This window comes from Halioglobus sp. HI00S01, from assembly GCF_001635445.1.
Taxonomy (GTDB): domain Bacteria; phylum Pseudomonadota; class Gammaproteobacteria; order Pseudomonadales; family Halieaceae; genus Halioglobus; species Halioglobus japonicus.
In genome coordinates, this window is record NZ_LWEE01000265.1 from 100,059 (window position 1) to 115,328 (window position 15,270).

Annotated in this window: 10 protein-coding genes; 9 read left to right on the forward strand and 1 reads right to left on the reverse strand. The window is 53.6% G+C overall.

The features are described from left to right. The first annotated feature begins 6 nt into the window (after positions 1–6). The 5 genes from A3709_RS17945 (at position 7) to A3709_RS17965 (ending at position 6,725) form a co-directional block, all read left to right on the forward strand. Entirely contained in the window at positions 7–783 is a 777-nt protein-coding gene (locus A3709_RS17945; RefSeq protein WP_066057751.1) for a ParA family protein, read from the forward strand. Next, a complete protein-coding gene (locus A3709_RS17950) occupies positions 780–4,058 on the forward strand; it encodes a methyl-accepting chemotaxis protein (protein ID WP_082850196.1) in 3,279 nt (1,092 codons plus the stop codon). The genes A3709_RS17945 and A3709_RS17950 overlap by 4 nt, the downstream gene beginning before the upstream one ends. A 63-nt stretch (positions 4,059–4,121) precedes the next feature. Continuing rightward, positions 4,122–4,973, forward strand: a complete 852-nt coding sequence (locus A3709_RS17955) for a protein-glutamate O-methyltransferase CheR (RefSeq protein ID WP_066057754.1) — start codon at positions 4,122–4,124, stop codon at positions 4,971–4,973. Positions 4,974–4,975: 2 nt separating this feature from the next. After that, positions 4,976–5,620 (forward strand): chemoreceptor glutamine deamidase CheD, encoded by a 645-nt coding sequence (gene cheD / locus A3709_RS17960; RefSeq protein ID WP_231871233.1) that lies wholly within the window; start codon positions 4,976–4,978, stop codon positions 5,618–5,620. Between the two features lie 7 nt (positions 5,621–5,627). Further along, the gene (locus A3709_RS17965; RefSeq protein ID WP_066057758.1) at positions 5,628–6,725 is read left to right on the forward strand and encodes a chemotaxis response regulator protein-glutamate methylesterase; all 1,098 of its coding nucleotides are present in this window, start codon (positions 5,628–5,630) and stop codon (positions 6,723–6,725) included. Here the strand turns inward: A3709_RS17965 and A3709_RS17970 are convergent. Further along, positions 6,706–9,222: a HAMP domain-containing sensor histidine kinase gene (locus tag A3709_RS17970; RefSeq protein ID WP_156507843.1), complete on the reverse strand. Its 2,517-nt coding sequence runs from the start codon at positions 9,220–9,222 to the stop codon at positions 6,706–6,708. The two genes, A3709_RS17965 and A3709_RS17970, sit on opposite strands and share 20 nt — an antisense overlap. A 120-nt stretch (positions 9,223–9,342) precedes the next feature. Here A3709_RS17970 and flhB point away from each other — a divergent pair, with 120 nt between their 5' ends. The 4 genes from flhB to A3709_RS17990 are packed head-to-tail and all read left to right on the forward strand — an operon-like array spanning position 9,343 to position 15,190. Next, positions 9,343–10,476, forward strand: coding sequence for a flagellar biosynthesis protein FlhB (gene flhB / locus A3709_RS17975; protein ID WP_066057765.1), 1,134 nt, complete (start codon positions 9,343–9,345; stop codon positions 10,474–10,476). Between the two features lie 3 nt (positions 10,477–10,479). Beyond that, a complete protein-coding gene (gene flhA / locus A3709_RS17980; RefSeq protein ID WP_231871234.1) occupies positions 10,480–12,570 on the forward strand; it encodes a flagellar biosynthesis protein FlhA in 2,091 nt (696 codons plus the stop codon). Next, positions 12,567–14,714, forward strand: a complete 2,148-nt coding sequence (flhF, locus tag A3709_RS17985; RefSeq protein WP_066057771.1) for a flagellar biosynthesis protein FlhF — start codon at positions 12,567–12,569, stop codon at positions 14,712–14,714. The genes flhA and flhF overlap by 4 nt, the downstream gene beginning before the upstream one ends. 41 nt (positions 14,715–14,755) lie before the next feature. Next, positions 14,756–15,190 carry a hypothetical protein gene (locus tag A3709_RS17990; RefSeq protein WP_066057775.1) on the forward strand — a complete coding sequence of 145 codons (435 nt, stop codon included), beginning with the start codon at positions 14,756–14,758 and terminating at the stop codon, positions 15,188–15,190. The last annotated feature ends 80 nt before the right edge of the window (positions 15,191–15,270 follow it).

Sequence of the window (15,270 nt, forward strand, 5' to 3'; positions counted from 1 at the left end):
GGAACAATGCGTCGAATAGCCGTCATTAATCAGAAGGGAGGCGTGGGTAAGACAACCACCTGTGCCAACCTCGCCCATGCGTTTGCTATGGTCGGACACCGCATCGGTCGTAACGTGCTGGCGGTGGACCTCGATCCACAGGGGCATCTCTCCACAACACTCGGTAACGATGCGGCGTCTGCAGGTGTCGATGCGCTGCTGGCGGATGATTCGCCCCTTCACGATTTAACCATCCAAAGCCGAGACGGTTTGGCGTTGCTCGGTGCAGGATCTCGACTGGCAGACTTTGAGGGGCTGGACGCAGGATTAAGTAGAGATACAGGGCTTCTCGGAGAGCGGCTTAACGATGCAGACACCTACGATATTGTAATGATCGATTGTCCTCCTTCCTCTGGCTTTCTCGGCAGAAGCGGCATCGTCGCGGCGACTGAAATACTCATACCGGTGCCGGGAGATTACCTGGCAATGGTGGGACTCTCCAGCCTGCTTGAGCTGCTCGAGAATATTGAGGCGGAGATAGACAGGACGCTAACCAAATGGATAGTCGTTACCCGATTTGACGCGCGAAGAAATCATGCTCGAGAAGTGTATGACAAGCTTCGTGAATATTTCCCAGACCAACTGTTGCACAGCGTGATAACTGAGTCTGTAGCACTTACTGAAAGTCCCAGTTTTGGTCAGTCGATCTTTGAGTACAAGGGCACCTCTCGTTCTGCGAGCGAGTATGCCGCCCTGGCTCGCGAACTGATAGAAACCGGGCAGGAGACGAGGAAGACGGCATGAGTAGGAGCAGTACTAAGAAAGTAGGTGACGATCCGCTGGAGTGGCTGCAGAAATCAGCCAAGCAGGGCGGTGGAAGAAAACCTGTCGGCCGCGGTGATTCGCGGAAGAAACCTGCGGCAAAACGCTTGTCGACATCAGTAATCCCGCAGCCATCAGTGCCCGATCCAGCAGCTCTGGTTGAGGCGAGCTTTAAACAGGTGGCGTCACGGGGCGAAGAGATTGTAAGTCTCTTTTATGAGCGTCTGTTTGATCGCTACCCCCAAGTTGAACTTTTTTTTGAAGGTGTAGATCAACAGGAGCAAAAAAAGAAACTGCTCGCTGCCCTTAGCACCATGGTCGCGAGTCTGCGCAATCCCGATAAATTGGCGCCGATCCTTGCGGAGATGGGGTCTCGGCACCAGGAGTATGGGGCGGAGGTCGAACATTACGGTGCAGTTGCGGAAACGCTGGTCGAGGTTCTGGCAGACGTTTCTGGCGAAGAATGGAATAAAGATATTAGCCACGCGTGGAAGTCTACCTTGTGGTCTGTTGCGCAGATGATGCTGGTGGGCTACGAATCTGAGAAGGATGCAGACATGGCTTCAAGTAGTGTAGCGGCGCTGGCGGTACCAGAAGAGTATGAACACACAGCGGAAGAACTGAGCCGTATGCGGTCAGCCGTCGATGGTGCGATGACGGCGATCATGATGGTCGACCGTGACTTTGTAGTGACCTATGCAAACCAGGCGACCCTGGATCTGCTGTCCAAACATCGCGACACGTTGGCGAGCGTGTATCCCGGCTTTAGTCCGGACGCGCTGATTGGTACATGCATCGACAGCTTCCACAAGCGTCCTGAGCATCAGCGAGCGTTGTTGGCGGACCCGGCGAACCTGCCATGGCGCACTGACATCAGTATTGGCCCCTTGAAGTTTGCCCTAAATGTGACTGCAATTGTCGATGAACGGGGAGACTATTTGGGTAACACCCTGGAGTGGTCGGATGTCACGGCCCTGCGCGAGAAGGAATTGCAAACCGCCCGGTTAAATTCGTCAATCGACGGCGCTATGACAGCGATTATGATGATCGATCGCGACTTTACTGTTACCTATGCCAACGAAGCCACTCTACAGTTGTTGCGCGACAATCAGGCAACGCTTAGCTCGATCTATCCTGGATTCAACCCGGATAAGCTTATCGGTTCTTGTATCGATGGCTTCCACAAAAATCCCGAGCACCAGAGGAATATACTGGCTGATCCAGCTAACCTGCCTTGGCGCACAGACATTGAGGTGGCTGACCTCAAGTTCTCCCTGAACGTAACTGCCATTGTTGATGCGCAGGGTAATTATCTCGGAAACACACTTGAATGGTCCGATGTCACTACCTTGCGACAGCAGGAACTTCAAACAGCGCGGCTCAATTCATCGATTGATGGCGCAATGACGGCAATCATGATGATTGATAGAGATTTCATCGTCACTTATGCTAACGATGCCACGCTGCAGCTTCTGCGTAAGAATCAGGAAACGTTGAGTTCAATATATCCCGGATTCAACCCAGACAAACTAATAGGGGCATGTATCGATGGTTTTCACAAAAAACCCGAGCATCAGCGAAATATCCTCAGCGATCCGTCCAACTTACCCTGGCGGACTGATATTGAAGTCGGACACCTTAAGTTCTCGTTGAATGTCACGGCCATCGTTGACGGCGATGGGAACTATTTAGGCAATACACTCGAATGGGCAGATGTGACGGAGTTGCGCAAGAAGGAAATGGAGAATGCACGCCTGCAGTCAGCCATTGCCGGAGCCACAACCCGTCTGATGCTCTGTGACGAGAATCTCGACATTATCTACTGCAACCCCGCAGCAATGGACATGTTCCAAAATCGCTCCAGCGAAATGCGTGAGGTGTTCCCTGGCTTTGATGCCAGCAAGCTCATTGGCGAGAGCATCGATCAGTTCCACAAGAATCCAGCCCACCAGCGCCGCCTCTTGCAAGATAAGAACATGTTGCCGGCCAGCGCGAAGATTCACGTACTGGATCTGGTATTCCAGGTCAATGCCACCATGATCGAGGGAGCGAACGGCGAATATCTCGGAAATATCGTCGAGTGGGTCGATATGACCGAGCAGCACAATGCTGAGACAGAGCTGAGTGCGCTGGTGTCGGCCGCGTCAGAAGGCGACTTCTCTATCTCCATGGACGTCGAGAGGTACCAGGGCTTTTATCGGGATCTGGGTACGACCATTAACGGTATTATGGTCGGCCTCAAAGACTTGTCCGAAGTGCTTGCCAGCCTGTCCCAGGGAGATCTCACCTGCGGTATGAACGGTCAGTACGACGGCTTGTTTGCTAAGTTCAAGGAAGACGTCAATGGCACTGTCGACGTGCTACGCGACATGGTGAACCAGATTCTGACCAGCTCTACGAATATCTCAAGCTCTTCCTCCGAGATTTCTGAAGGTAATTCGGATCTCCTGCAGCGCACTGAAAGTCAGGCTTCTTCACTTGAGGAAACTGCGTCCAGTATGGAAGAGATGACAGCGGCGGTTAAATCGAGCGCGGACAATGCCCGTCAGGCCAACCAGCTTGCAGCCAGCGCGCGTGAGCAGGCGGAAACCGGTGGCCAGGTAGTCAGCCGTGCCGTGGATGCGATGAGTGAAATCAATAAGTCTTCCAATCAGATTGCAGAGATTATTTCCGTGATCGATGAGATTGCGTTCCAGACCAACCTGCTGGCGCTGAACGCGGCTGTTGAGGCGGCACGTGCTGGCGAGCAGGGTAGAGGTTTCGCCGTCGTTGCAGCAGAGGTGCGCAATCTTGCGCAGCGCAGTGCCGAAGCAGCCAAGGAAATTAAAGCATTGATTAAAGATAGCGTTGCCAAAGTAGACGATGGTTCAAGACTGGTAGGTGAATCCGGTAATACGCTCACCGAGATTGTCACTGCTGTCAAAAAGGTGAGTGACATCATCGCTGAGATTGCGGCTGCGGCGCAGGAGCAATCACTAGGCATCGACCAGGTGAACACAGCAGTTTCACAGCTGGATGAGGTCACCCAGAAGAACGCCGCAATGGTCGAGGAAGCAGCTGCTGCAAGTGAATCAATGGCCGAGCAGTCTAATGGCCTCATCCAGCTCATGGAGTTCTTTAATATCGGCGAAAATGACTCATCACCGGCGGCCCCTGCGAGGGGAGGACGGGCCCAGAGCCAGGGCAGACCTCCGCGGGCAGCAGCACCGCGACGCAAGGTGAGTAAGTCAGAGAGCGACGAGTGGGAAGAGTTCTAGAGTAATACCTGATTAGAGGCGGAGGAATGGTAGCGTGATTGATTACTTTCAAGGTCATTACCCATGCCCCCGGCGTTGAATCAGGGGGATGGCGCTTCTGAATTCCGACTGACAGATCGCGATTTTCGGTATATCTCCGGACTCATTGGCGAGCACGCAGGAATCGTACTCACCGATGTAAAGAAAGACCTTGTGTATGGGAGACTGGTAAAGAGATTGCGCGCCCATGGTATGCGCAACTTTTCAGACTACTGCAAATTGATTGAACGTGACACCGGCGGTGAAGAGTTCGAGTTTTTCGTAAATTCGCTAACCACCAATCTGACCAGTTTCTTTCGTGAATCCCATCATTTTGATCATTTAAGGAACGAAGCGCTTCCTGAGTTGATGCAAAAACCTCGCAGGAAGCTGCGCATATGGTCTGCGGGTTGCTCTACTGGTGCCGAGGCCTACTCCATTGCCATGGTTGTTGCGGACATGGTGCCGGCAGACTGGGACGTAAAGATACTTGCCACCGACATCGACACAGCGGTACTGAATATAGCGAAGGCAGGGATCTATGAAGCGGAGTTTGCTAACAAAGGTCTGGATTCACAGCGCTTGAAACGCTGGGCTCAGCGCGACCCGACGCCAGGTTCGGACAGAATCAGAATAAGAGATGAGTTGCGCAGTATGATCAGCTTTCTACCGCTCAATCTCCTCGAGGCCTGGCCCATGAAGAGCAGCTTCGACATCATTTTCTGCCGAAACGTCGTCATTTACTTTGACAAGTTGACCCAAGTCAAACTGTTCGATCGCATAGGTAACCAACTCGCGCCCGAGGGATTTCTATACATTGGACATTCCGAAAGCCTGAACAAGGTCAGTGACAGATTCATGTTGATCGGCAAAACTATCTACCGGCGGAAGGGTTGACGGTGAGCCAGATTCTCAGCAATAGCAGTCAAGCGATGCGCGGCGAACAGCCTAATGTGTTGGATGGCTATGAGCATGTGCATCGCTATTGGGATCGGGCCTTCGCCTGCCATTCTGCGAAAATACTGCCAGGTGAGTACTATGTCTCCACCCAAGGCGAGATGATAACCACCGTTCTAGGGTCGTGTATTTCGGCCTGTGTGCGCGACGTCGACTTTGGTGTCGGCGGAATGAATCACTTTATGCTCCCCGAGGGTAAGAGCGGCGGTGACTGTGCCAGCACCCAGGCGCGCTATGGTAGTTACGCCATGGAAACACTCATAAATCAAATTATTATGCATGGCGGGCGCCGCCGGAGACTTGAAGTCAAGCTATTTGGTGGCGGGCAGGTGCTTGATCAGATGACAGATATTGGCGCGAGAAACATTGCTTTCGTCGAAGAGTATGTCGCGGAGGAGGGGCTGTTGGTTACCTCCAGAGATGTTGGAGACGTTTACCCTCGACGCGTGGTCTTTTTCCCTGAGACAGGTAAGGCGATGGTGAAACGACTGCGCAAAGTCACCAATGACACCATCACCGAGCGTGAGAGTAAGTATCGTGAAGATCTCTCGCATCAGCCCATAAGCAGTGACGTAGAACTATTCTGACAAGCTCATGGAAGATTCCCGAGTTAAAGTATTAGTGGTCGATGACTCGGCGCTGGTGCGCAATATCTTATCCAGGATTTTCGAAGAGGCAGACGATATAGTAGTTGTAGGTGTTGCCGGCGATCCGTATATCGCCAGAGAAAAGATCAAGTCACTAAATCCGGATGTAATTACCCTGGACGTGGAAATGCCGCGTATGGATGGTTTGACCTTTCTTGGCAATCTTATGCGCTTGCGCCCGCTGCCCGTGGTCATGGTTTCGTCACTCACCCAGCGCAGTGCCGATGTCACGTTGCGTGCGCTGGAGTTAGGTGCTGTCGACTTTGTCACCAAACCCAGTATTGATGTCTCCCATACCTTGCAGGATTGCGCAGACGAACTGCTCACCAAGGTTCGGCACGCTGCACGCGTAAAGGTTCATCGCCGAAACGCTAATCCAGCCAATACTCCTACCCATACCCCAATCACCGGGGCAAGAGCTGCGTCGAAGCAGCGAAACTTTCGAACGACTGATCGTTTGATCGCCATTGGTGCGTCTACCGGCGGCACGGAGGCGATTCGCGAAGTGTTAATGGGGCTGCCATCAGATGCTCCAGGCATTGTTATTGCCCAACATATTCCGCCTGGTTTCAGTGCCGCTTTTGCGGAGAGACTTGACCGGATAACACAACTGTCCGTAAAAGAGGCGGAAGACGGTGACCAGGTGCTACCTGGCCACGCGTTTGTTGCGCCCGGGGATCGTCACCTGCGATTGACTCGTAGCGGAGCGCGCTATCTCTGCCTGCTCGACGATTCCGAACCGGTCAACCGCCACAAGCCCAGCGTCGATGTACTGTTTCGGTCTGTTCTGGCCGCTGTCGGCGACAATGCCGTGGCCGCGATACTCACTGGGATGGGCGGAGACGGCGCCAGCGCCATGTGTGCTTTAAAGGATCAGCACGTGCATACCATCGCCCAGGACGAAGAAACCAGTGTGGTTTGGGGTATGCCCGGCGAAACCGTGCGCCTGGGGGGGGCTTGCGAAACACTGCCATTGGGGCAGATCGCTGCGGCGCTGCTTGAAGCAACCAGCTATGGACAGCTTGTTACCCAGGCACGCCGGTAAGCACGGAAGTAATCGCAGACTCTAGTTCAGCGCTGTTAATTGGTGTCAGACAGATGGCACTGAAAATGCCCATGCTGGAAGGTAGTAAATCTGTAAACTCTTGAGATGAAAGTATACCGACATGAGGAATACGTCGAAGAGCCGAATTTTGATCGTCGTTTGTAGATTCTAGGGTCTTATGTGGGGTATCACTGTCCAGAATGATAACTCTTGGCGTAGCGCAATGCTGAAGTGCCTCCGGGTATTCGTGCGCATGGAATTTTATAACCTCCAGCCCGTCGTGCATAGCAAGGGTGTTATCAATGAGTTCCCGCGTGGCGGCGTGATCAGAGAAAAGGGCCACGCTGCTATTTGCAGTATTTGGATAATCGCGCTGATCTAACGCGAATGTAGGCGGGGTGGCACAGGGTGCGTAAACCTCAAGGTGAAAGATACTGCCCATGCCAGGCCGCGAAGTGAAGCCAATGCTTCCCCCCATGTTCTCGATAATCTTTTTAGTGATCGAAAGACCGATACCTGTCCCTTCGATGGACGAACCGCTTTTAGCGCCGCGCTCGAAGGGCGTAAACAGACTGTTTTGATCCTCTGACGCAATCCCAATACCAGTGTCTGCGATGCTTATCAGCACTCGGTAGGGGACAGAATGTGAGCACGAAACAATCACATTTCCGCCCGATTGGTTATACTTGATCGCGTTGTTGATCAGGTTGATGAGCGCTTGTTTTAGTCGTAATCGATCAACCAGCACATGGCCATCGAATGTCCCCTGGCATACGAGATCGACATTTCTTCGGGCCGCCAATGGGCTGACCAGCGCCACGGTCTCATCAATGATTTCCTTGAGTGGGTGGTATTCGAGTACAGTGTTTAGCGAGCCTGTTTCTATGACAGATAAGTCGATGATGTCATTGATTAGTTTGAGGAGATGGGTGCCTGCTCCGACGATTTCGGAGACATTGGACTGCTGTTCCTTTTCCAGATGTTGGTCAAGTTGCAGGAGCTGGCCAAAACCAAGAATGGAGTTCAGGGGGGTGCGCAGTTCATGGCTCATATGTGAAATAAAATTGGATTTGGCTTTGTTGGCATGTTCCGCCAGTGATTTCGATTTGCGCAGTTCGGATTCGGTGTGCTTGATACGACTGATGTCGATAAGCGTGGCAACCAGCGTATCGGCGTCGCCGTTCGGTACCCGGGTTCTAGCGCCGCGGAGTTGGACCCAGATCTCGGCGGCCTGTTGATTGCTGATCCTGAATTCCACTTCGATTGATCGGTAGTTGTTGACGGCGTTTGAAAGTTCCGCAAGCAATAGGCGTCGGTCCTTGGAATGGACCAACTGCAAGAACTGATTGAATTCTATTTTCGCTAGGTTCTTGCTCAGGCCGAACATGTCTGGTGACCAGCGAACCTGAAGCGTACGAAGATCCAGATCGAAATCAGCCACATGAGCCAGTAATTGCCTTCCCAGAAGACGCTGTTTCTCCAGCGATGACTGTCTTTCGCGTGCGCAGCGGCGCAGACTCGTGCTGAGATGGTCGCGAATCATCTGCAGATATTCTGCTAAATCGTCGAGTGCTCGAAATTGTTGTTCTGAATCGCATAAAAGGCACAGTAGGTATTCACAGTCCCCGCTCATCTGTAGGGGCAGGTACGCAATGCCAAGGATGTTTTCTTGAACGAGGCATTTCATCAGGTCATTATCAGCGCAGTCGGTTGGTTCGTTTTCAGGCTGATGTAGTGATACTTTGTTGGCGTCACTTCTGAGCGCCTGCAAATAACTGTAATGACCTGTCTCAAAGGCGTCGTAGAGGTTAAGGGCGATCTGTGGGTGGGAAAATTCGACTACTGGCCTACTGTTCTCGGTGCTGGATTTCAGCAACACGAAGGCCTGGGCCGGGAGTACCTTCAGCCATTCGCCAAGTAATCGCCTGAGGGTCGATAAATGACTCTCGTACTCTATCTCGAGTAACTCTTTCGCATGCCGTCCCATTAACGACAGAATGCGTGTATTAATGTCGACTAGCGAATCAAAGTCAGGCCCTCTGCGTATCTCTGTGCGAATCGCAGTGTAAAAGACTGGTCCATGGGCCCCTATGGTGCTAGGGGTAATCGTGGTTTGTACCCAGAAGTAGGTCCCATCCTTCCTGCGGTTTTTGATGAGCCCTGACCAGGTCGCTTCGCGGCTGATCGTCCGCCACAAGTCGGCAAAAAATTCGGGCGGGTGATGACCTGAATTGACAATATTATGTGTACTGCCGATCAGTTCTTCCTTGCTATACCCAGAGGTAGAACAAAACAAGGCATTGGCGTAGAGAATGCAGCCTCGCTCGTCGGTGACACTGACAATGGCATGCTGATTCATCGCTTCGATGATCTGATTCTTTTCTATGACATTGAGAACAATGTTGTCTGAAATGGAGCCTGCGATCATTGATTCCTCGCCTTTCCTTGTTTTCACTGCCGCGCTCAGGTGGTTAGAGTGGCCTTGCGAACGTCTCAAGCTTGCGGACCTGCCGGCATGGGCAGGAATAGAGGTAAATTCGCGCCCTATTCTGCGCTATCGTCGCCCCGCCGTTTATTTAGCATAGACGAAGAGTAGTGAACCTTCCCTTTTTTCGATATGAGTGACGATTCTCAGCAACAGGAACGTACCGAAGAGCCTACGCCTCGCCGGCTGGAGAAAGCCCGTGCTGAGGGTAAGGTGGCCCGTTCCCGCGAGTTGACAACATTTGTCATACTTTTCGCGGGAATTTTGGCCCTTACCAGCCTGAGCGGCGCGCTATTCACCGCGCTGGGTGAGGTGATGACCGAGGCCTTCAGTTTCGAGCAGCAATACCTGGTAGAGCCACGGGAAATGCTCATTCTGCTCGCATTGCTAGGTGAGCGTAGCCTGAGCGCGCTGCTGCCCTTGTTCTTGATTATGGTGCTCGTAGCCGCGCTTGCCCCGATGTTAATTGGGGGTTTTTTGATGTCCGCGACGTCACTCAAACCCAAGTGGTCGAAAATTGACCCCATTAAAGGGTTTGGGCGAATATTTTCAGCGCAGGCCATTGCCGAGTTGGCGAAGGTGCTCGCCAAGGTGGCCTTGCTGTCATCGGTGGTGGCCATGTTTTTGCTGTCCCGCGTTGACGATTTTCTGGCGCTCCTGACACTGCCCGCTATGGCGGCTATTTCGACAGGGTTGTACCTGGCTGCATTGGTGTGCGGGCTCATGATACTTACGCTTATTCTGGTCAGTCTGATCGACGTTCCGTTTCAATTGTGGAGCCATACCAAGCAGTTGCGCATGACCCGCGAAGAGATCCGCAGGGAGTTGAAAGATAGCGATGGCGATCCGCAGTTAAAGGCACGCATTCGAGCCCAGCAGCAGGAAATGGCGCGTCGCCGCATGATGGGTAACGTCGCCACAGCCGATGTGGTCATTACCAACCCTACGCACTTCGCGGTGGCACTGTCATACGCCCAAGCAAATGAAGGTGCACCGCGCGTCGTCGCCAAGGGGGCAGAGCGGGTCGCCCTGCGGATACGTGAGCTTGCGAAAGAGCATAAGGTACCCGTGCTTGAAGCCCCGGCCTTGGCGCGTTCGCTGTATCGGCATGTAGACCTCGATCAGGAGATACCCTACGAGCTGTATACGGCTGTCGCCGAGGTGATGGCATGGGCACTAAATCTCAAACGCCTACCCGATCACATGCATGGGGTAGTGCCAGAGCCGGCGGCGCTGGCGATACCTGCCTCACACAGGGTGGAATAGGCCTTGGATAAATTAACCGAGCGAATGGGGCCTGCGCTAAACTGGGCCAGACTGCCCGAGGGTATTCGACTCCATGTGATGGCGGGGCCAATATTGGTCATCATCGTATTGGCGATGATGATACTGCCACTCCCACCGGTAATTTTGGACCTCTTCTTCACCTTCAATATTTCGCTCGCCATCATGGTATTGCTGGTGAGTATGTTCACAAACAAACCCTTGGAATTTGCTGCGTTTCCTGCAGTTCTATTGTTCTCAACACTATTGCGGCTTGCCCTCAATGTCGCGTCAACGCGTGTTGTTCTAATGGAGGGTCATCAGGGTGGCGATGCCGCCGGTAAAGTCATTGAGGCCTTCGGTGCATTTCTCATTGGCGGCAATTTTGCAGTCGGGCTAGTTGTTTTTGCGATTCTTGTAATCATCAACTTCATGGTCATTACAAAAGGCGCCGGGCGGATCGCGGAAGTCGGCGCTAGATTTATGCTTGACGCAATGCCCGGCAAGCAAATGGCTATTGATGCGGATCTTAACGCGGGGCTAATTGGTGAGGCCGAGGCCAAAGAGCGTCGCCGCCAAGTATCACAAGAGGCTGATTTTTACGGCTCAATGGATGGTGCAAGCAAATTCGTGCGTGGTGATGCGGTCGCCGGCCTGATCATTATGCTGGTCAATATTATTGGTGGCTTGCTTATTGGTGTTGTTCAACACGGCATGGATGCGGGAACAGCGGCTGAGACCTATACACTGCTGACTATTGGCGACGGACTGGTGGCGCAGATACCTGCGTTGGTCATCTCCACTGCCGCCGGTGTTATGGTGTCGCGAGTGGATACCGACGAAGACGTCGGTCAGCAGGTAATCGGGCAGCTATTTGTCAACCCGAAGGTACTGGCACTCACCGCCGTGGTGATGGGGTTGCTGGGGCTCGTACCGGGGATGCCTAACTTCATGTTTCTGCTTATTACCGCCTGCCTTGGCGGCCTCGCGTGGTACATCGATACTCGCGACGACCCGGCGCCCACGGAGCCGATTCAGGAAGAGCTGTCTCCTGTTCCGGAGAGCCTTGAGGCGAGTTGGGAGGATGTGCAGTTTGTCGATGCCCTTGGTCTGGAGGTGGGACATCGCCTGATTCCCATGGTAGATCAGGAGCAGGACGGCAAGTTGTTGTCGAGAATTAAGAGTGTCCGCAAGAAATTTGCGCAGAGTATTGGCTTCTTACCACCAGTTGTGCACATAAAGGATAATCTGGAACTGGGCGCCAACCAGTATACGATTCTCCTGAAAGAAGCTGTTATCGGCGGCGGTGAAGTCTACCCCGAGCGCTACATGGCCATCGACCCCGGGAATACGACCGGCCGTTTGCAGGGTATTGACGCCCAGGACCCGGCTTTTGGTCTGCCGGCAGTCTGGATCGAAAGCGACAATCGGGACCGCGCCCAGATTTATGGCTATACCGTGGTGGATGCAAGCACCGTCGTCGCTACCCATCTAAATCACTTGATGCAGATGCATGCTAGCGAGCTTTTGAGCCGGTCGGAAGTCAAGCAGCTACTGGACCGACTTGGCGAAGATGGCCAGGAACTGGTGAGTGACGTCGTAGACAAGCGATTGTCAGTCGCTCAATTCCAGCGTGTACTCCAGGAGCTGCTTCGCGATCAGGTTCCGATTAGAGATATCAGGGGCATTCTTGAGGCGCTCGCTGATGGGGATGTGGCGAATGAAGACCTGGTGACTGTTCTGGAAAAAGTCCGAGTGGCGCTGGGTCGAACGATTACCCAGCGGTGGTTTGGTGCCCAGACCGAGTTACAGGTGATAGGGCTCGATCAGCAACTCGAAGACTTACTGATGCAGGCCACCGAAAGTGGCGCCTTGGATCCTGGTCTGGGAGAAACGATTATTACCCTGGCCGGACAAGCGTTACATGCACAGGAAGAGCAGGGGGGCGCCCCCGTGGTAGTCGTTCGTCAGGTCTTGCGGCGAATGTTGAACAGCTTACTCCAGAACCGCATTCCCGGTATAGCCGTGATGTCTGATACCGAAATTCCCATTGATAAGACGATTCGAATCACTAACTGGTTAGGAGGTAATTCATGAACGTACGTCGCTTTACAGGTAATAGTCATCGCGATGCACTGCGCAAAGTGAAATCCGCTTTCGGAGACGCCGCCTTGATTATGACCAATCGCGAGACTGAACACGGAGTGGAGATTGTTGCGGCGAGAGAGGGCGATATGGTGCCGTCGCAGGGTGACATTGTTTTAGCGGCGCCTGCGCCTGGTGTCGCTGCCACAACGGGTGAGTGTGCAGAGGATAGAAATTTTCAGCTGTTGTCAGAGGTTCGCGATTTGAAGGGCATGATTGCCAGCTCAACCAGGCTGCTGCAACCGGGAACCAGTAACGCGGCCAGATTACAGTCGCTAATTAGAGATATGGGCCTTAGTGAAGATCTCCAGAGTGACCTGATGTTGCGCTTCCCCGTGAAATTGCAAGAGCTGAACTGGGAAGAAGAGCCCATGCGGGATTGGCTGCGACAGCAGTTGAGAGCGCAGTTGCCACACGACGACACTTTCGAGCGTAAAGGCAAGGACAGTGGCATTCTCGTTCTGGTAGGCCCGACCGGATCTGGAAAAACAACGACCATCGCCAAAATAGCGGCTCGCTATGTCATGAGTCATGGTAGTGAAGAAGTGGGCCTAATCAGTGCGGATGCTTTCCGCGTTGGTGCGCAGGATCACTTGCGTGAATACGCCCAATTGCTTGATGTGAGTTTTTGTTCAGTCGCAGACGGAGTCGCTCTGCGCCAGGCGCTGCACGAACTTCGTGATAAGCGCTTTGTGCTGGTGGATACCTCAGGCCTCAGTCAGCGTGATGCTCGGATTATGCAGCAGTTCAGCGAGCTAACCTCTGCGTCCAGTGCTCTGGAATTTGCACTACTGCTCTGTGGCAATTGCCATCCTTTGACACTTGAGGAAGTAGTAGAAGCATATCAACGCAGTGCGCTGGCGGCCGGTAGCTCCATCAACCGCTGTATTCTGACAAAACTTGATGAGGCGTGTAGCCCGGGGCTGCTAGTGGATGCTGTAATTCGTTTTGGACTGCTGCCGCTATACACGACCGCCGGCCAGCGGGTGCCTGAAGATCTCGATGAGCCTGACATGTCTGCACTGCTAGATATGGCGTTGGATCGCGCGTTTTCACAGCAGGCTTCGCGCCATTACCAAGTGCCGCTGCCGCCCTCGGGTTGGTCTAGAGAGCTGTTTCAGCGTGGCCGAAAAGTCAAGTTATGCCTGGATAAACTCCGAGATGCTGTACCCGGTTTCCCGCTGCTTGAGGCTGCCTGGGATATTTCACTACTGAACCCAGCCTGGCAACAAGCCAGGTTTGAGGAACTGACGACGCGGACGCAGCTAACAGCGTTGTGTCGTCCAGCGGTGCTTTGGGGCGCGGAGGGTGATTTGCAGTGCGATGGAGCCGATGTCCCTGGCCACAGTCTGTTGCTGGATGACAGCCTGCGGCCAGTTATTGCAGATTGCGGGACGCTGGGCGAGCACAGCATGATATGGTTGCAGGCGCGATTTAGTTCAGTGCTGCAAATATTTCCCGAGTTGCCAGATATTGACACGGTCATCGGTCTTTATGAGAGCTGTTGGCTTTCACAGGCTTCGCCCGATACCCAGCTGTGGACGAATGACGAGGTTGCGGCTGTACGAGAATTGGTCTCGGTAGCTGAACTGCATGCCCGTGAGCCGCTGCACTTTGAGGGGCATGACACCACGATGGAGTTGCGGCAGATACCGGTCCGGCTGGCTGGGCCGAGTATGCGCAAGGTAGCCCAACTCAATGCACGACTCTGGCTGGTAACCGTCAGGGCTGACGCCTCGGGTGAAGCCCTTTACTCGAAATACTGGATAAGCTCCGAATGTATGGAAGATGAGACCGTGATCCCCGCGCTTATCGGCCTGGAGCGCTTTAGTGATTTGGCAAGCTTCAGCTACCGTCAACTGACCCAGGTGCCTGGCTTCCAGTGCTGTGAAGGCCTGCGCAGATTTGTCGCACAGGGTTTGGCTGCGGCCGCGCTGCGTGTCCAGCATAGCGACCATCTGGATGACTATGATTTAAGGGCCGAACTGGCAGCAATGCAGGGTCAAGTTGACGCGCGCAGCGCCGATACTCTTCTGGAATCCCTTACTTTTCTCATGATAGCGCGGGAGTTGTTGGTCCCGGCAAACACGAATTAACAGCGATGAGCGATCAAGCAGCAAGTCTAAGGGACTGGGCAATGACACGCGCTCGGCAGGCTCGCGACCAGGCGGGTGACGGTCAAGTGTGCGGCGATAATGCCGGTAAGACCCTTGTGGTTGTGGGCGCCCCCGATGAATCCGACTATGTGGGGCGGCGCATGGCGGAATGGTCGCGCGCTGGCTATGAGTGGCTTGATCCTGCGGGTGGGTGGCAGATTATCGATGCCACCGACGATGATTTGATCGCCGGTCCCGAAGTGCTTCGATGTCCTCGCTGGGCCCTGTGGATAGACTCTGATATCCATGCTTTCCAGAAAGCATACTCCCATCTAAAGTGGATAGCCGGCAACGGTGGTCCAGAGCGCGTTCTGGCGCTGCACGACACAGGTCTGCCGCACAAAGGTCTACTCGACAACCTGGTTGCCGTTGCTGCCGGGCGATGCGACATTAGTCTGTGTTTATTGAATGGCTGAACCGGGGAATTGATTCACATTGCACGCCGTATTCCCGGCTTTCGAAAAATCGACACGCTTTAGAATCCCTGACGTAAAGA

Excerpts from the sequence above, each read along its gene's own strand:
- A3709_RS17945 (WP_066057751.1), top strand. The coding sequence starts at position 7 with ATGCGTCGAATAGCCGTCATTAATCAGAAGGGAGGCGTGGGTAAGACA.
- A3709_RS17950 (WP_082850196.1), top strand. The coding sequence starts at position 780 with ATGAGTAGGAGCAGTACTAAGAAAGTAGGTGACGATCCGCTGGAGTGG.
- A3709_RS17955 (WP_066057754.1), top strand. The coding sequence starts at position 4,122 with ATGCCCCCGGCGTTGAATCAGGGGGATGGCGCTTCTGAATTCCGACTG.
- A3709_RS17965 (WP_066057758.1), top strand. The coding sequence starts at position 5,628 with ATGGAAGATTCCCGAGTTAAAGTATTAGTGGTCGATGACTCGGCGCTG.
- flhB (WP_066057765.1), top strand. The coding sequence starts at position 9,343 with ATGAGTGACGATTCTCAGCAACAGGAACGTACCGAAGAGCCTACGCCT.
- flhF (WP_066057771.1), top strand. The coding sequence starts at position 12,567 with ATGAACGTACGTCGCTTTACAGGTAATAGTCATCGCGATGCACTGCGC.
- A3709_RS17990 (WP_066057775.1), top strand. The coding sequence starts at position 14,756 with ATGACACGCGCTCGGCAGGCTCGCGACCAGGCGGGTGACGGTCAAGTG.